This window comes from Pseudomonas nitroreducens TX1, assembly GCF_000313755.1.
Taxonomy (GTDB): Bacteria; Pseudomonadota; Gammaproteobacteria; order Pseudomonadales; family Pseudomonadaceae; genus Pseudomonas; species Pseudomonas nitroreducens_A.
Genome location: NZ_AMZB01000094.1, coordinates 26,786 through 43,843 on the forward strand (window position 1 = coordinate 26,786; position 17,058 = coordinate 43,843).

At 66.8% G+C, this 17,058-nt stretch carries 14 protein-coding genes; 11 read left to right on the plus strand and 3 right to left on the minus strand.

Annotation, left to right across the window (positions count from 1 at the left end):
* Window positions 1–32: 32 nt before the first annotated feature.
* Both C167_RS0108090 and C167_RS0108095 read right to left on the minus strand, forming a co-directional pair.
* Window positions 33–992, minus strand: coding sequence for an HlyD family secretion protein (locus tag C167_RS0108090; protein WP_017517763.1), 960 nt, complete (start codon window positions 990–992; stop codon window positions 33–35).
* Window positions 993–995: 3 nt separating this feature from the next.
* The gene (locus C167_RS0108095; RefSeq protein ID WP_017517764.1) at window positions 996–1,361 is read right to left on the minus strand and encodes a DUF3302 domain-containing protein; all 366 of its coding nucleotides are present in this window, start codon (window positions 1,359–1,361) and stop codon (window positions 996–998) included.
* Window positions 1,362–1,725: 364 nt separating this feature from the next.
* Here C167_RS0108095 and C167_RS0108100 point away from each other — a divergent pair, with 364 nt between their 5' ends.
* The 5 genes from C167_RS0108100 (at window position 1,726) to C167_RS0108120 (ending at window position 8,375) form a co-directional block, all read left to right on the plus strand.
* Window positions 1,726–2,727 carry an HlyD family efflux transporter periplasmic adaptor subunit gene (locus C167_RS0108100; RefSeq protein ID WP_017517765.1) on the plus strand — a complete coding sequence of 334 codons (1,002 nt, stop codon included), beginning with the start codon at window positions 1,726–1,728 and terminating at the stop codon, window positions 2,725–2,727.
* Window positions 2,727–4,499, plus strand: a complete 1,773-nt coding sequence (locus C167_RS0108105) for an ATP-binding cassette domain-containing protein (protein ID WP_017517766.1) — start codon at window positions 2,727–2,729, stop codon at window positions 4,497–4,499. The genes C167_RS0108100 and C167_RS0108105 overlap by 1 nt, the downstream gene beginning before the upstream one ends.
* On the plus strand, window positions 4,496–5,626 hold the full coding sequence (locus C167_RS0108110) for an ABC transporter permease (protein WP_017517767.1): 1,131 nt from the start codon (window positions 4,496–4,498) through the stop codon (window positions 5,624–5,626). The genes C167_RS0108105 and C167_RS0108110 overlap by 4 nt, the downstream gene beginning before the upstream one ends.
* A 147-nt stretch (window positions 5,627–5,773) precedes the next feature.
* A complete protein-coding gene (locus tag C167_RS0108115; protein ID WP_017517768.1) occupies window positions 5,774–6,877 on the plus strand; it encodes an ABC transporter permease in 1,104 nt (367 codons plus the stop codon).
* A 10-nt stretch (window positions 6,878–6,887) separates the two neighbouring features.
* A complete protein-coding gene (locus tag C167_RS0108120; protein ID WP_017517769.1) occupies window positions 6,888–8,375 on the plus strand; it encodes an efflux transporter outer membrane subunit in 1,488 nt (495 codons plus the stop codon).
* Between the two features lie 2 nt (window positions 8,376–8,377).
* Here C167_RS0108120 and C167_RS0108125 read toward each other — a convergent pair whose 3' ends face one another.
* A complete protein-coding gene (locus C167_RS0108125; protein WP_017517770.1) occupies window positions 8,378–8,998 on the minus strand; it encodes a DUF4157 domain-containing protein in 621 nt (206 codons plus the stop codon).
* Between the two features lie 272 nt (window positions 8,999–9,270).
* On the opposite strand from C167_RS0108125, the gene C167_RS0108130 reads away from it, so the two are divergent.
* The 6 genes from C167_RS0108130 (at window position 9,271) to imuA (ending at window position 17,054) form a co-directional block, all read left to right on the plus strand.
* Complete coding sequence (locus tag C167_RS0108130; RefSeq protein WP_017517771.1) at window positions 9,271–9,687, plus strand: YybH family protein; 417 nt, start codon at window positions 9,271–9,273, stop codon at window positions 9,685–9,687.
* Window positions 9,684–10,175 carry an AAA family ATPase gene (locus C167_RS0108135; RefSeq protein ID WP_017517772.1) on the plus strand — a complete coding sequence of 164 codons (492 nt, stop codon included), beginning with the start codon at window positions 9,684–9,686 and terminating at the stop codon, window positions 10,173–10,175. Before C167_RS0108130 ends, C167_RS0108135 begins: the two co-directional genes overlap by 4 nt.
* 58 nt (window positions 10,176–10,233) lie before the next feature.
* Window positions 10,234–11,172 (plus strand): class I SAM-dependent methyltransferase, encoded by a 939-nt coding sequence (locus C167_RS0108140; protein ID WP_017517773.1) that lies wholly within the window; start codon window positions 10,234–10,236, stop codon window positions 11,170–11,172.
* Window positions 11,173–11,479: 307 nt separating this feature from the next.
* Window positions 11,480–13,129: a VRR-NUC domain-containing protein gene (locus C167_RS0108145; RefSeq protein WP_017517774.1), complete on the plus strand. Its 1,650-nt coding sequence runs from the start codon at window positions 11,480–11,482 to the stop codon at window positions 13,127–13,129.
* On the plus strand, window positions 13,126–15,441 hold the full coding sequence (locus tag C167_RS32330) for an ATP-dependent DNA helicase (RefSeq protein WP_017517775.1): 2,316 nt from the start codon (window positions 13,126–13,128) through the stop codon (window positions 15,439–15,441). Before C167_RS0108145 ends, C167_RS32330 begins: the two co-directional genes overlap by 4 nt.
* Before the next feature lie 998 nt (window positions 15,442–16,439).
* Complete coding sequence (gene imuA, locus C167_RS0108155; RefSeq protein WP_017517776.1) at window positions 16,440–17,054, plus strand: translesion DNA synthesis-associated protein ImuA; 615 nt, start codon at window positions 16,440–16,442, stop codon at window positions 17,052–17,054.
* Window positions 17,055–17,058 lie beyond the last annotated feature (4 nt).

A 17,058-nucleotide genomic window follows, 5' to 3' on the forward strand; every position in this document is an offset into this window, starting at 1 on the left:
CTGCGGCCGGGCGGCCGCAGCGCGAGGATGGATCAGTGGAACGGGAAGATGTAGTTCATCCAGGCCGCCATGCGCAGGAGAATCTTGCGCATGATCGCCACGTGGTGGAAATGCTGGCTGTAGATCGCCGCCTGGCCGTATGCACCACCGGGCATCAGGTTGGCGTACTGGGCATAATCCGGATCGGTAATTTCGATGATCACCGGCACACGTCCCGGCGGCGGTGATCCCGTATAGCTGAGCAGAGTGCCCGAAGGCTGTACCTGGCCCTCGCCGATCACACCGATAGCCTGTTTGACCCTGCCGCTGAAGACCTTGCCGGGAATCCCGTCGAAAGCGACTTCCGCCTCGTCCCCGGCGGTCAGCCGCAACTGGCTGTTCTGGCGCATCCAGGCGGCGAAATACTGCCCCTCGTCCGGGACGAAGACCATCGACGGGCGTAGCGGCAGGCGGGTCGCCATCATCCCCGGACGCAGCGACACGTGGGTGACGAAGCCACGAGACGGCGCACGCACCACGGTGTTATCGAGGTTGAACTGGGCCAGCGCCAGCTGGGCTTCCAGGTCATCGACGCGGGCGGTGGTGAGGTCGACATCACGTTTATTGCCCACGTTGCGCAGCGCCAGTTCGCGGGCGCGGGACTGGTCGGCGCGCGCCGACACCAGCTGTGCCTTGATCGAATCCAGCTTCAGCTGGAAGGGTTTGGGGTCGATACGGAACAGCACCGCCCCCTTCTCGAGCATCTGGTTGCCCTTTACCGGCACTTCGATCACCTGGCCGGTCACCACCGGGATCACCGGGGTGGAGACGAAGTAGGAGCGCGCCACCTCGGAATACGGGTGGTTGTAGTTCATGGTGAAGATCAGCGCGCCGATCAGCACCACGCCGCCGAGTACGGCGGTGGGCACGGTCCACTTGTTCAGCGGGATGCGGAATATCTTGAAGACGGCGATGCAGATGGCGGTGTAGGTCAGGATCAGCAGCAAATCCATGCTTCAGCCCTCCCAGCCAGGGGCCGGCGCCGCCGTGGCTGCGCCGTTCGTTCTGCCCTCCAGTACCTCCAGGCGCTGGCGCAATTCGGCCAGTTGCCCTTCGAGATACTCGGCCTCGGCTTGCGGTGTTCGCCCTTGGTGAAAGCCCCAGCCACGGTCCTTGCGGTACAACATGGCCCAGATCCAGAGGAACGGCCAGAGCGCGTGCAGGGTGAAAAGACTGACCCAACCGGCCGCGTGGATCGCGTCCTGATGGGGATGGTCGCGGTGCACCGCGATTTCATAGGGAATGTCGTGCAGCACGATGATCCCGTAGAACAGCACCACCGCGGCGAAAATCAGTATTCCCAAAGCAACGTAGTCGAGCATCCCGCCCTCCTTGCCACCTGACCCAGCGCCAGGACGAATGGCTTGAGTATGGATGAGCCCTGGCGTTCTGCACGAGCCACGAGAGGGTCGCACGGCGCGGTTTCGCATAATCGCCAGTTAGCGAATGCCAGAGTCGCCCCATTCGTCAGGCCATATGCCCGGACGCCGGGTTCTCGCTTTCACTCCTGGCGGTACTCCGGCAGAAAGTTGGCTCCACGCCAGCAGACGTCGCCAGCCACCCCGTCACGGGCGCTCAACCGATTGCAGAACAGCGCGCCAGAGCACCGCACATTGACCCAGGTTGCCGTGCTGGGCGTGGAACTGTCTATCCTTCACCGGGCTGTCATGGAACAGGGATGGGGCAATGCCGAAGAAGCTGGTGCTGGTGGCGCTCGTAGCGCTGCTGCTGGGGGGCGGACTGTGGTGGTACCTGCAGTCCCGAGAAAGCGACGACAAGGGCCTGGTGCTCTACGGCAACGTGGACATCCGCCAGGTATCGCTGGCCTTCACCGGCAGCGAGCGCATCGCGACGATGAATGTCGAGGAAGGCGACGCGGTAAAGGCCGGCGACGTGCTGGCCAGCCTCGATACGCGCACCCTGCGCCTGCAGGTCGACAAGGCCCAGGCGCAGATCGCCGCCCAGGAGCAGAACCTGCTGCGCCTGAAGAACGGTTCGCGCCCCGAAGACATCGACAGAGCCCGCGCCCAGGACAAAGCCGCGCGCGCCCAGCTCGATCTCGCCAACACCCAGTTGCGCCGGCTGCAGAACATTCGCGCCAACAGCCCCGGCGGCCGCGCGGTCAGCCAGCAGGACATCGACAGCGCCACCTCGCAGCAGAGGGTCGCCCAGGCCCAGCTGGAAGACCGGCAGAAATCCCTGCGCCTGGCGCAGATCGGCCCCCGCGCGGAAGACATCGCCCAGGCCGAAGCCCAGCTCGCCGCCGCCCGCGCCGACCTGGCGCTGCTGCAGCACAACCTCGACGAAGCCCAGCTCAAGGCGCCGCAGAACGCCACCGTGCGCTCGCGCCTGCTCGAGCCCGGCGACATGGCCTCGCCACAGCGCCCGGTTTACTCCCTGGCGCTGACCGACCCGAAATGGATTCGCGCCTACGTCAGTGAAACCGGCCTGGGACGGATCAGGCCGGGGATGAAAGCCCAGGTGTTCACCGACAGCCATCCGGACCAGGCCATTGACGGCCACGTTGGCTTCATTTCCTCGGTCGCCGAGTTCACCCCCAAATCGGTGCAGACCGAGGAGCTGCGCACCAGCCTCGTCTACGAGGTGCGCGTGTTGGTGGCCGACCCGGACAACCGCCTGCGCCTGGGCATGCCCGCCACGGTGCGCTTCGCCGACGAGCCGCGCTGATGGCCTCCAGCGAACGTGCAGTCATCCGCGCCGAGGGACTGGCCAGGCAGTTCCTGGTGAAAGAGTCGGGCAGGACGGTGCAGGCGCTCAAGGACATCAGCCTGGACATCCCGCGCGGCCAGCTGACCGCATTGGTCGGCCCGGACGGTGCCGGCAAGACCACCTTCCTGCGCCTGGTCGCCGGGCTGCTGCAGGCCGACGCCGGCACGCTCACGGTGCTGGACGTGGATGTACACGCCCACCCGCAGCAGGTGCAGGACCGCATCAGCTACATGCCGCAGCGCTTTAGCCTCTACGAAGACCTGAGCGTGCAGGAGAACCTCGACCTCTATGCCGACCTCCACGGCGTACCGCACCAGCAGCGCGCCGAACGCTACCAGCGCCTGCTGGAGATGACCGACCTGGCGCGCTTCACCGAGCGCCCGGCGGGCAAGCTCTCCGGCGGCATGAAGCAGAAACTGGGCCTGGCCTGCACCCTGGTGCGCTCGCCGGACCTGCTGTTGCTCGACGAGCCCACCGTTGGCGTCGACCCACTGTCGCGCCGCGAACTGTGGGAGATCATCCAGCAGCTGATCGAGCAGGAGCGGCTCAGCGTGCTGGTCTCCACCTCCTACATGGACGAGGCCGAGCGCTGCGCCCAAGTCTTCCTGCTGCACCAGGGCCAGTTGATGGCCCAGGGCGACCCGGCATCGATCCGCGAGCACGCCGACAACCTCTGCTTCGTCGCCACCCCACCCTCGGACGAGCCCGCGCGCACCCTGCAGGCGCGACTGCTGGACGACCACCAGAACATCGTCGATGCCGTGCCCCAGTCCGGCGAAGTGCGTTTCATCCGCCAGCCCGACGCCGACCAGGCCACCCTGGACAAGCTGCTCGACGGCGCCCCGGTACGCCAGGTGGATGCGCGCCTGGAAGACGGCTTCATGTTCCTCCTGCGCGCCCGCAGCGATGCCGAGGCGGTGGACATGGACGCTCTCAAGGCCGGCACCCATCGTCATGGCGACAACGACGAAACCGTGATCGAAGTGAAAGACCTGGTGCGCAAGTTCGGCGACTTCACCGCCGTGGCCAGCACCAGTTTCAACGTGCACCGTGGTGAGATATTCGGCTTGCTGGGGCCCAACGGCGCCGGCAAGACCACCACCTTCCGCATGCTCTGCGGGCTGCTGCCGGCCACCAGTGGCACGCTGCAGGTGGCCGGGGTCAACCTGCGCCATGCGCGGGCCCAGGCGCGGCGCAAGGTCGGCTATGTGTCGCAGAAGTTCTCCCTGTACGGCAACCTCTCGGTGGCCGAGAACCTGCGCTTCTTCGGCGGCGCCTACGGTCTTGGCGGCAGGCGCCTGAGCCAGCGGATGGACGCGGTGTCCCGGCAGTTCGACCTCAGCGGCCAGGAGGACTCGCCCAGCGGCCAGTTGCCCGGGGGGTTCAAGCAACGCCTGGCGATGGCGGTCGGCCTGCTCCACGAACCGGAAATCCTCTTCCTCGACGAACCCACCAGCGGCGCCGACCCGCTGGCCCGACGTGGCTTCTGGCAGCGCATCACGGCGCTGGCAGCCTCTGGCACCACCATCATCATCACCACCCACTTCATGGAAGAGGCCGAGTACTGCGACCGCATCGTCATCCAGGACGCCGGCAAGCTGCTGGCCATGGGCACCCCGCAAGAGGTGCGCGAGCAGGCCGGCGGCAAGGGCAGCACGCTGAACATGGAGCAGGCGTTCATTGAAATAGTCGAAAGCAACCGTCATCACGCCAAGGCAGGCGCCGCATGAGCGCTGGCGGCTTCTGGCGGCGCCTCGCCTCGCTGACCCGCAAGGAAGTGCGGCAACTGGTGCGCGACCGCAGCAACCTGCTGATCGGCATCGGCCTGCCCATCGCGCTGATCCTGATCTTCGGCTACGGCCTGTCGCTGGACGTGAAGCGCGCCATCGTCGCCGTCGTCCTCGACGATCCCTCCCCCATGGCCCGCGACGTGGCCGCCGGGATCAGCCGCAGCGAGTATCTGGAGCCGCATCGCGTGCGCTCCTTCGCCGAGGGCGAGGCGCTGATGAAAGCCCGTGAAGTGGACGCGCTGGTGCAGTTCCCTTCCGATTTCACCCGCAACCTCAACGACGGCCACGCGCAGATCCAGGTGCTGGTGCAGGGCTCGGACGCCACCCGCGCCGCCAGCGTCTCTACCTACGTCAGCAGCGCCCTGGCCGGCTACGCCGAGAAGCAGGCCGACCGCGGCGCCGGCTCGGCGCGCCAGGCTGGCGCGGTCACCATCGTCCAGCGCATGTGGTTCAACGCCGCCAACACCAGTACCTGGTACCTGGTGCCGGGGCTGATCGTACTGATCATGACCCTGGTCGGCGCCTTCCTCACCGCCCTGGTGATGGCCCGCGAATGGGAGCGCGGCACGCTGGAGGCACTGTTCGTCACGCCGGTACGCCCGGTGGAAATCCTCCTGGCGAAGATCATCCCCTGCTTCGGTATCGGCATGATCGGACTGGCGCTGTGCCTGCTCGCCGCGCGCTTCCTGTTCGACGTGCCGGTCTACGGCTCCTTCATCGTCCTGGTGATCGCCTCCATGCTGTACATGCTGGTGGCGCTGGGCATCGGCCTGCTGATCTCGGCAGTGACCAAGAACCAGTTCCTTGCCAGCCAGATCGCCCTGCTCGCCAGCTTCCTGCCGGCGATGATGCTCTCGGGCTTCATCTTCGACCTGCGCAACGTGCCCACCGCCATCCGCGTGATCGGCAACCTGCTGCCGGCAACCTACTTCATGGAGCTGGTGAAATCCCTGTTCCTGGCCGGCGACTTCTGGCCGATGATCCTCAAGAACTGCGCCATCCTCGCCGCCTACGCCGTCGCCCTGCTGGGTCTGGCGCGGCTGGTGACGCGCAAGCGGCTGGACTAGAACGTGTTCAAGGTCTCGCCGAGTGCAGCCCAGACAAGGCGGAAACGGGCGAAAAAGCGCAGTTTACGTGCTGTAAATGAGCATTTTGGGCCTGTTTCCAACGCAGTATGGGCAAGCGCAGGCAGACATTGAGCAGGTTCTGACGACATGGAATTTCTCTGGCGCATCCTCAACCTCTGGCGCAAGGAACTGCTGGTAATCCTCAAAGACCCGGCCAATCGCATCGTGCTGGTGGCGCCGGTGCTGATGCAGAGCGTGCTGTTCGGCTACGCCGTGACCTTCGACCTCAACGACGCGCCCTACGCCGTGCTCGACCTCAGCCACAGCGAATCCTCCACGCGCCTGATCTCTCGCCTGGATGGCAGCGGCATCTTCCACCGCGTGGCGACGCTGACCCGCGTGGAGGAAATCCAGACGGTGATCGACGAGCAGAAGGCCCTGCTGGTGATCCACATTCCCTCGGACTTCCAGACCCGCCTGGCCCAGGGCGACCCGGCGCCGATCCAGGTCATCCTCGACGGGCGCAACTCCAATACCGCCGGCTCCGCCGCCGCCGGGCTGGCCGTGGTCGTCCAGCAGTTCAACCAGGAACAGGGCCTGGCGGCGGCGCCCATCAGCGTGGTCAGCCGCTCCTGGTACAACCCCAACCTGGAAACCCGCTGGCCGCTGATCCCCGCGCTGATCGCCACCCTGAGCATGATGCAGACGCTGATGCTCACCGCACTCTCGGTGGCCCGCGAACGCGAACAGGGCACCTTCGACCAACTGCTGGTGACGCCCTACACGCCGCTGGAAATCATGCTGGGCAAGGCCATCCCGCCGACGCTGATCGGCCTGGTGCAGGCCACCCTGGTGCTGCTGATGGCGCTGTTCTGGTTCGATATCCCCATGGCCGGCTCGCTGCTCGATCTTTATGGCGGGCTGGCAGTCTTCACCGTGGCCTGCGTCGGGCTGGGCATGTCGATCAGCGCCGTGTCGCTGAACATGCAGCAGGCGATGCTCTACACCTTCGTGCTGATCATGCCGCTGACGCTGCTCTCCGGCCTCGCCACGCCAGTGCGCAACATGCCCGAGTTCCTGCAGGTGGTGACCTACGCCAACCCGCTGCGCTTCGGCATCGACCTGATCCAGCGCATTTACCTCGAAGGCGCGACGCTGGCCGATGTCTGGCACAACCTGATCCCCATGCTGGTGGTGGCCGCCGTCACCCTGCCCCTGGCCTCGTGGCTGTTCCGCCACCGGCTTGCGTGAGAGAACGACCATGACGCTCAAGCTCACTCCCCTCTCCTTCGCCCTGCTGGCCCTGGCCGGTTGCGCCGTCGGCCCCGACTACGAGACGCCGAAGCCCGAGGCGCCGGCCAGTTGGCAGGCCGCGCACTCCGGTGACGCGCAACTGCACCCCGCCGAGGGTGGCACGCGCCTGACCGAAGACTGGTGGACACTGTTCAACGACCCGGTGCTGAACAACCTGCAGCGCCGCGCCGGCAAGGCCAGCCCGGACCTCGACAGCGCCATGCTGCGCTTCGCCCAGAGCCGCATGCAGCGGCAGATGGTGGCGGCCCAGCGCGGCGTCGACGTCAATGCCAGCGCCGGCGTAACCCGCCAGCGCATGAGCGAGAACGGCGCCAACGCGCTGATGATCCAGCGCATCGCCCCGGGCGCGAACAGCGAGCAGATCAGCAAGGTCCTCGCCGAACCCTTCACCCTCTACCAGGCCGGTTTCGACGCCTCCTGGGAGCCTGACCTGTGGGGCCGCATCCGCCGCTCGATCGAGGCTGCCGACGCCAGCGTGGCGGCACAGCAGGCAATGCTGGAAGAAACGCGCCTGGGCGTCTCGGCCGAACTGGCCCGCGCCTACTTCGAGCTGCGCGGAGTACAGCAGCAGATCGCCGTGGCCACCCAGGACATAGTCGCCACCGAGCAATCCCTGCAACTGATCCAGATGCGCGCCGATGGCGGGCTGGTGGACGATTTCGACGTCGAACGCCAGCGCGGCCAGCTTGCCGAACTGAGCTCCAGCCTGCCGCAGCTGCACGCCAGCGAGAGCGCGGCGATCAACCAGATCGGCGTGCTGGTCGGCGCCGACCCTGGCAGCCTGCGCGATGACCTCAAGCCCGTCGTGCAAAGCGCCCCACAAACGCCGGACCTGAGCCTTGGCCTGCCTTCGGAGGTGGCCCGTCGCCGCCCGGATATCCGCGCCGCCGAAGCCCGGCTGCACGCTGCCACCGCCAACATCGGCGTGGCCGTGACCGACCTCTACCCGTCCATCCGCCTGGGCGCCAAGTTCGGCTACGAATCGGCCGACGATGGCAAGTTCAGCGATTGGGGCAGCCGCACCTGGAGCGTCGGCCCGAGCCTGTCGCTGCCGATCTTCGACAACGGCCGGCGGCGCTCGCAGATCAACCTGCGCCAGCTGGAACAGCAGGAAGCGGCGGTGTCCTACCAGCAGACCGTGCTCAAGGCCTGGCAGGAGGTGGATGACGCGCTGAGCCACTACGGCGCCGAGCGCCAGCGCAACCAGCGCCTGCAGGAAAGACTGCACAGCAGCGACGTTGCCTACGGCATGGCCAAGGTGCGCTATGCCGGCGGCATGACCGACTTCCTGGTGGAGTTGGACGCCCAGCGTGCCTACCTGCAGTCGCGCCGCGATGTGGTAGACAGCGATACCCAGCTGCGCCTGACGCTGATTGCCCTGTGCAAGGCGCTAGGCGGCGGCACGCCGGCGCCTGAGGCCAGCGCCAGCCGCTGAGGTCAGTTCTGCTGCGCGGTGACCTTGGCGTCGCGAAGGTCCTTGGCGACCCGGCGCTGCATCTCGTAGGCCGGCGCCTCGACGGCGTCGAAGTCCTCGGAATAGCGCGTGGCGAAGCCCTGCACGCCCCACTCCTGGTACTGCTTCACGTGCCACAGTTCGTGAGCCCAGAGGGCGACATCCTTCTGGGCGTCGTCTTCGCTGCGGAAGACAATCACGTCCACCAGGGTAACGGCCTCGGTGTCGGGGTTCTGCATGATCGTCTGGGCGGCGTTCAGCTCGTCCAGCGCACCGGTGGAATAGCGCGCCGCCATCAGCACGTCGTCGGAGAAGTATGGCTGCAACTGTGCGCGGATCTCCAGCGGGATCGGCTCGGTACCGCCCTGCGCTGCCTGCTCGCGGGACTGCTGCAGCCACACGCCCAGCGCCTGGGCGGCCATCTTGCGGGTGTCCGCCAGCACCGGACCAAGCACGGCGCCCAGGTCCGGCAGGCAGGTGCAGGTGTCCAGGCAGACCTGCCGTTGCCCCGTCGGGCAGGTCGCGGCAAGGGTATCGACGGACGCGGCCAACCCGGCGAGCAACGCCAGGGCGCGCAGGAAGCGGGTTGCGAGGGGGGAAGGCATGAAATGGCTCCGCTACGGCGTGGAGAAGGACCAGGGCGTTGGACCATGAGGCGGCGCGATCATGCCATGCCGCCAGCAAAAAAGAGCACTGGCGCGACGTATGAAACTTCTGATAGCTTCTGAACCATGAATGCCGCCAACCGCACCTTCCAGCCGATTATTACCACCATCGCTCCGATGGTGGGTTAGCGCATTCAAGCGAACAACCAAACCCGCCTCCCGGCGGGTTTTTTAATGCCCGCCGTCCGAGGCTCCCGATCGAGGAGACATTGATGGACCAGGCAAACCAAGCGGCCTTCCCCCCTGAGCAGCACCCCTTGCAGGCGCTCATCCAGGCCGCCGACGAAGCCATCGGCCGCGAGGACTTCGATGCGCTGATCGAGTTCTACAGCGACGACGCCCTGCTGGTGGTCAAGCCTGGCCTGCTGGCACGCGGCAAGGAGCAGATCCGCCGTGCTTTCGTCGCCATCGCCGAGCACTTCGGACACAACCTGCGGGTGCGCCAGGGTCGCCTGGAAATTCTCGAAACCGGCGACACCGCCCTGGTGGTCGCGCAGACCCTGCTCGACACCCGCCACGGCAAGCTGAGCCGCCGCGCCACGTACGTGTTCCGCCGCGAAGCCAATGGCGCCTGGCGCTGCGCGGTCGACAACTCCTATGGCACCGACCTGCTGGAGGCGAGGACATGAGCACGCAGACAGGCACGCTGCACCTGCTGTGCGGCAAGGCAGCGTCGGGCAAGTCCTGCCTGGCGCGGGAGCTGGCCGAAGCGCCGGGCACCGTGATGCTGGCCGAGGACCAATGGCTGGCCGAGTTGTTTCCCTGGGGCATCAGCAACCCCGACGACTACCAGCTCTACGCCCGCCGCGTGCGCAAGGTCATGGGCCCCCACGTGGTCGGCCTGCTGCGCGCCGGCACCAGCGTGGTGCTGGACATCCCCGCCAACACCCTCGCCGACCGCCGTTGGCTGATCGACCTGGCGCAACAGGCCGGCGCGGCACACTGCCTGCACTTTCTCGACGTCGACCCGGCCACCTGCCGCAACCGCCTGCTGGCGCGCCACGCCATCGCCCCGTTGGCGGCACCGCTGGACCCCGCCGGCTACGAGGCGCTCAACCGCTACTTCGTCGCCCCGCGCCCGGAGGAAAAACTGCAGGTGCAGCGCCATGGCGCCTGAGCGCGTAGAATCGCCGCCCCGATTGCCCCCGATCGCCTGAACCAGAAAGACCGGAAAGATGAACACCGAAGCCATCGCCACCCTGCGCGAGCAACTGCTCGCCGCGCTGAACCCCGCTCCCGCGGAAACCCGCCGCCTGTTCCACGGCCGCGGCCGGCGCTGGCCGGGGCTGGAGCAGGTCACCGCCGACTGGCTGGAAGGCGTGCTGCTGGTGTCGCTGTTCCGCGAGCCGGAAGCCGAGGAGCTGGCCGCGCTCAGGACAATGCTGACCGAACTGGCTGACAGCGAGACCTGGCGCAGCACCGGCGCCCGCAGCCTGATGCTGCAGCACCGCTACACCCTGGAAAGCACCATGGAAGTGCTCCACGGCGAAGCCTTCGACGGCTGGCAGATCAGCGAGCACGGCCTGCGCTACCAACTGGACCTGGGGCGCAAGCAGAACAACGGCCTGTTCCTCGACATGCGCTATGGCCGCCGGTGGGTACAGGCCAACTCCGCAGGCCTGCGCGTGCTCAACCTGTTCGCCTACACCTGCGGCTTCTCCGTGGCGGCGATTGCCGGCGGCGCGCAGAAGGTGGTCAACCTCGACATGGCCCGCGCCGCGCTCAGCCGGGGCCGCGACAACCACCGCCTGAACGGCCACGACCTGTCCAGGGTGAGCTTCCTCGACCATGACCTGTTCAAGTCCTGGGGCAAGGTGAAGAAATCTGGCCCTTACGACCTGATCATCATCGACCCGCCGAGCTTCCAGAAAGGCAGCTTCGTCCTCGACAAGGACTACGCCCGCGTCCTGCGCCGCCTGCCGGAACTGCTGGACGGTACCGGCACCGTACTGGCCTGCGTGAACGACCCGGCCGTCGGCATGGACTTCCTTCTTCAAGGCATGGCCGCCGAGGCGCCGCCGCTGCGCTTCGTCGAGCGCCTGGAGAACCCGCCGGAATTCGCGGATATCGAGGAAGATAGCGGCCTGAAAGCGCTGGTGTTCCGCCTGGATTGATTGGAGCGAGGCGAAAAGCCCCTCTCCCTGACCCTCTCCCTGAAGGGAGAGGGGACTGTCTGCTGCAAGCGGTTGGCTCGAGCCCATGCCCGGGCCACGTTATCCGGCTGACGCGGATCGTTTCAAACGCACCGAACAGCGCCCTCTCCCTTCAGGGAGAGGGCTGGGGAGAGGGTACATCCCGTTGAGGTGAGGCCCCCGACATCCTGCCCAACTCATTCTCACCCGATGAAAGGCCACCACAACCCTTGCGGCCAAGCCGCCATCACGCCATCCTTGCCACTGTATGTAAAACCAGTGCCCGCCGATGTCCGCGCCGCTCGACCCCAGCCTCTACTACCTGACCAACTTCCACCGCGCCCTCGACTGGATCGACGAGCGCTACGCCGACCTGCTCGACGCCGAGGAAGCCCGGTTCATTGCCGATTTCCGCGCGCTGCCGCTGCCTTCGCGGGCGCTGCTGGTGCGGCTGGTCATGCGCAAGGGGCCGCACTTTCGCGCGGGCAAGCTGAGCTATGTCGAAATCGGCGACATTCCCCGCGCCGCCGCGCCGCTACTGGAACTGGGCTGGCTGGACGACGACTACCCGCTGACACTGGAAGAGCTGCTACCTCTGCTGCTCAAGGACGAACTGCTCGCGCGCTTTCGCGATGATCTGCCGCGCGGTTCGCTGAAGAAGGCCGAACTCTACGAGTACCTGCACGCCTATCACGGGCAGGTGCAGCCGTTCGAGGGCTGGTATCCGCAACGCGATAGCCTCTACACCCTGCTGCTGACCCCGCTCTGCGACCGCCTGCGCCTGCTGTTCTTCGGCAACCTGCAGCAGGACTGGTCGGAGTTCGTGCTCGCCGACCTCGGTATCTTCCGTTACGAAAGCGTCCCTTTCACCGCCGACTCCCGCGCCTTTCGCCGTCGCGACGAACTGGAGGCCTATATCCACCTGTGGAACGGCGCCGTCCGCTTCGAAGCCGGCGAATCCATCGCCGAGTTGGTCGCGGAGCTGGGCGATTTCGCCAGTGACAACGATTACCTGCAGGCGCGCCACGGCCGCCTGCTGTACCGCATGGCCTACCAACTGGAGCGCGAAGGCGAGCTGGACGCGGCGCTGGCGCTCTACCAGCGCACCGCCGCCGGGGGCTCGCGGCAGCGGCAGATCCGCGTGCTGGAACGCTTGCAACGCTTCGAGGAAGCCCATGCACTGGCGCAGGCTGCGCTGGTCGCGCCGGAAAGCGATGGCGAGCTGCAACTGGTCGAGCGCGCACGGACCCGGCTGGTCCGCCAGCTCGGTTTGCCCAAGGAACAAGCCGCCAGGCCCGCGCCGCCGCTGCGCATCGACCTGGAGCTGCCGCGTCCGGACGTCAACGTCGAGTTCGCCGTGCAGGCCGTGCTCCATGAGGAACAAGCGCCCGTGCACTACGTGGAGAACGCGCTGGTCTGCAGCCTGTTCGGCCTGCTCTGCTGGGAGGTGATCTTCGCCCCGCTGCCCGGCGCCTTCTTCCACCCCTTCCAGGCCGGGCCCAGCGACCTGTACCGCAGCGATTTCGTCAGCCGCCGCGCACAAGCCTTCGGCGCACGCCTGGCGTTGCTGGACAGCGGGGCCTACCTGTCGGCAATCCGCGAAACCTACATCGCCAAGTCCGGCATCCTCTCGCCCTTCGTGCACTGGGAGCTGCTGGACGAGAATCTGCTGGAACTAGCCCTGCACTGCCTGCCGGCGGCGCACCTGAAGCTGTGGTTCGAGCGACTGCTGGCGGACCCGAAGGCCAACCGCGCCGGCATGCCCGACCTGATCCAGTTCTGGCCCGCCGAGGCACGCTACCGGATGATCGAGGTGAAGGGCCCCGGCGACCGCCTGCAGGATAACCAGAAACGCTGGCTGGCTTTCTGCGCCGAGCACGGCATGCCGGTGGAAGTCTGCTATGTGCGCTGGCGCGAAACCGTGGAAGAGCTCGCATGAGCTACGCCATCGCGGTGCGCGCGCTGTGCGAGTTCACCGCCAAGGAGGGTGACCTCGACCTGCGCTTCACCCCCGCGCCCACGGCGCAGGAAGGCATGGCCGGGCATGCCACAGTGGTGTCACGGCGCGGGCTGGGCTACATCGCCGAGCTGCCCTTGCGCGGAGAGTTTCCGGGCCTGGTGGTCAGCGGCCGCGCCGACGGTTACGACCCGAGTGCCAACCTGCTGGAAGAGATCAAGACCCACCGCAGCGACGTCGCGCGCATTCCGCAGAACCACCGTCTGCTGCACTGGGCGCAGGTGAAGGTGTACGGCTGGCTGCTGTGCCAGACACTGGAAATCGACGCCATCGACCTGGCCGTCGTCTACTTCAACGTCATCACCCAGAAGGAAACCGAGTTTCGCGAGCGCTTCGCCGCCGACGACCTGCGCGCCTTCTTCGAGCTGCAATGCCAGCGCTTCGTGCAATGGGCCGAGCAGGAAAGTGCCCATCGCATCGAGCGCGACCGGGGCCTGGAGGCGCTGCGCTTCCCTTACGCCGACTTCCGTCAGGGCCAGCGCATGCTGGCCGAGTCGGTCTACCGCGCCGCCCGCGACGGCCAGACGTTGATGGCGCAGGCCACCACCGGCATCGGCAAGACCCTCGGCACCCTGTTCCCGCAGCTCAAGGCATTCCCCGGGCAGCAGCTCGACCGGCTGTTCTTCCTCACCGCCAAGACTCCTGGTCGCCGCCTGGCCCTGGACGCCCTGTCGACCCTGCGCCAGCAGGACGCTGCGCAGCCCCTGCGCGTACTCGAACACGTCGCGCGCGACAAGGCCTGCGAGCACCCGGACAAAGCCTGCCACGGCGAATCCTGCCCGCTGGCCAAGGGCTTTTACGACCGCCTGCCCGCCGCCCGCGAGGCCGCGCTCAAGCGCCGCTGGCTGACCCAGGAAAACCTGCGCGCGGTCGCGCTGGAACACCAGGTCTGCCCCTATTACCTGAGCCAGGAACTGTGCCGGTGGGCCGACGTGGTAGTGGGTGACTACAACTACTACTTCGACATGACCGCCCTGCTCTACGGCCTGACGGTACTCAACGACTGGAAGGTGACGCTGCTGGTGGACGAGGCGCACAACCTCATCGAGCGCGGCCGCGGCATGTACAGCGCCGAGCTGGACCAGTCCGAGTTCAACGCCCTGCGCAAGGTCGCCCCGGCCGGCCTGAAAGGCGTGCTGGAGCGCGTCGGCCGGCACTGGAACCAGATGCACCGCGACCAGGAGGTCGACTACCAGATCTACCCGACGGTGCCGGACCTGTTCATCGCCGCCTTGCAGAAGGCCGTCAGCGCCATCACCGACCACCTCACCGACCAGCCCACCGGCAACGAGGCCGAGCTGCTGCGCTTCTACCTCGACGCCATGCTGTTCTGCCGGCTGGCCGAGGCCTACGGGCCGCACTCGCTGTTCGACATCACCCGTCACGACGGCAGCGGCCAGCGCACGCTGTCTACCCTGTGCCTGCGCAACGTGGTACCGGCGCCCTTCCTCGCCGAACGCTTCGAGGTGGCCCACAGCACCACGCTATTCTCCGCTACGCTGAACCCGGCCAATTACTATGCGGACCTGCTCGGCCTGCCGGAAGACACCACCTGGCGCGAAGTGGAATCGCCGTTCCACGCCGAGCAGCTGGAAGTCCACGCGCTGAGCAACCTGTCCACCCGCTACCAGCACCGCGAGGCCAGCCTCACGCCGATCAGCACCCTGATGGCCCGGCAGTTCCACGCTCGCCCTGGCAATTACCTGGCCTTCTTCAGCAGCTACGCCTACCTGCAACAGGCACTGGAGCGTTTTGCCGCCGAACACCCGGACATTCCGCGCTGGGTGCAGTCGCGCAGCATGAACGAACTGGAGCGCCAGGCCTTCCTCGACCGCTTCACCGCGCACTCGCAGGGCATCGGCTTCGCCGTACTCGGCGGCGCCTTCGGCGAGGGCATCGACCTGCCGGGCGAGCGCCTGATCGGCGCTTTCATCGCCACGCTGGGGCTGCCGCAGGTGAACGAGGTCAACGAGGAAATCAAGCAGCGCATGCAGGCGATGTTCGGCGACGGCTACGACTACACCTACCTGTTCCCCGGTTTGCAGAAAGTCGTCCAGGCGGCTGGCCGGGTGATCCGCACGACGACGGACTCGGGGGTGATCTACCTGCTGGATGACCGCTTCAACCAGCCGGCGGTGCGGCGGTTGCTGCCGGGGTGGTGGAAGCCGGAGCGACTGAAGTTCGTGGCTGATCCGCCGAAGTCGAAGGAGCCGCAGGGGTTTCTGCTTTTGTAGGGCGCATAATGCCTCTGGCGTTATGCGCCGTCTTGATCGGTGTTTCCGCGCCGCTTCAACATGCTCGGATGTATAGGGTTTCGCCCCCTCGGGCGAGTCCCTTTTGTCAAGCGACACAAAAGGAACCAAAAGGTCTCGTCCCGGCATCCGGCCCCGGCTTCGCCGGGGTCCCCTCCTTCCGGTATCGCTCCGAGGGTCGGCGTAGAAGGGCCATCCCTGGCCCTCTACGCCTCTCGCGGCATCCATTCCGCTCGCCCCTCTGCGCAATACCTCCACTCGGCCTCCTGACGGGACTCTGCGCGCGCCTGGGACTGTCAGTGTTCTTCGTAGGATGGCGTAGCGCGAAGTGAAACCCATCACGGCGGATAACGCTGCGCGTTATTCGCCCTACAGGTGTTCATCCTGCAACGTGGCTGCAATGACTAGCCTTTGCGGACAAGGTCCGTTCCTACAGGAGAAAAACCACCTCGAAGCAAGATATTTTGCTCGTACTCTGGATGACTTCCAGAGAAACATCCGTGCGCTCCGGAGCGCCCCTTCAGGAGGCCGAGTGGAATCGGAGTTTCAGGGGTTGAGCGGCATGGATGCCGCGAGAGCGTCGTCGGGCCATGGATGGCCCGTCGACGCGGGCCCCTGAAACTTCGATGGAGCGAGGGAATCCCGGCGAAGCCGGGGCCGGATGCAGGGGCAAGCCTTCTTGGTTACTTCTTCGGCGTTTGGAAGAAGTAACTCGCCTGAGGGGGCGAAACTAAAACTCCCGGCACACGCCAAAGCGGCGCATACACACCCAACCCCAAACAAACAGCATCGCGGACAACGTCCGCCCCAGAAAGCCCCCGCGCACCCGATCAACCGCCATTGACGGCACCATTCCACCGGATAGACTGTATGCATATACAGTTATCTCCGAGCAACCCCATGCAACACCCTCCCATCTCTCTTCCCCGGCCCACCCGCCGGGCACATGACTCTCGCCGCTCGCCGGGCGGGAGGCCGTGATGGGCAGCGTGGTCGCGCTCGACACCCTGTTCCACCAGCGCCAGGTCTGGAAGGGTCAACCCCAGGGCCTGCCACCCAGCCAGCAACCCACCGGCCACGCCGTGCTGGACGCAGCCCTGCCTACCGGCGGCTGGCCGGAAGCGGCGCTCAGCGAAATCCTCCTGGCCGCCGAAGGCACCGGCGAGCTGCAGCTGGTCTGGCCAACCCTGGCGCGGCTCAGCGCGGCGGGCGAACGCATCGTGCTGGTCGCACCGCCCCATATCCCCTACCCGGCCGCCTGGCAGGCCGCCGGCGTGGCGCTGGAGCAGCTCGCCATCGTCCGGGCGACCGGCCGAGATGCGCTCTGGGCCGCCGAGCAGTGCCTGCGCTCGGGCAGCTGCGGCGCCGTGCTGTGCTGGCCGCAGCAGGCCGACGACCGCGCCCTGCGCCGCCTGCAGGTGGCGGCTGAAACCGGGCAGACCCTGGCCATCGCCTACCGTCCGCAGCGCGAAGCGCTCAACCCGTCGCCCGCCGCGCTGCGCCTGGCGCTGGACGCCAACCCGGCCCAGCTGCGCGTGCTCAAGTGCCGGGGCGGCCTGGCGCCGGCGCGGCCCATCCCGCTGCCCTGGCACTGAGGCC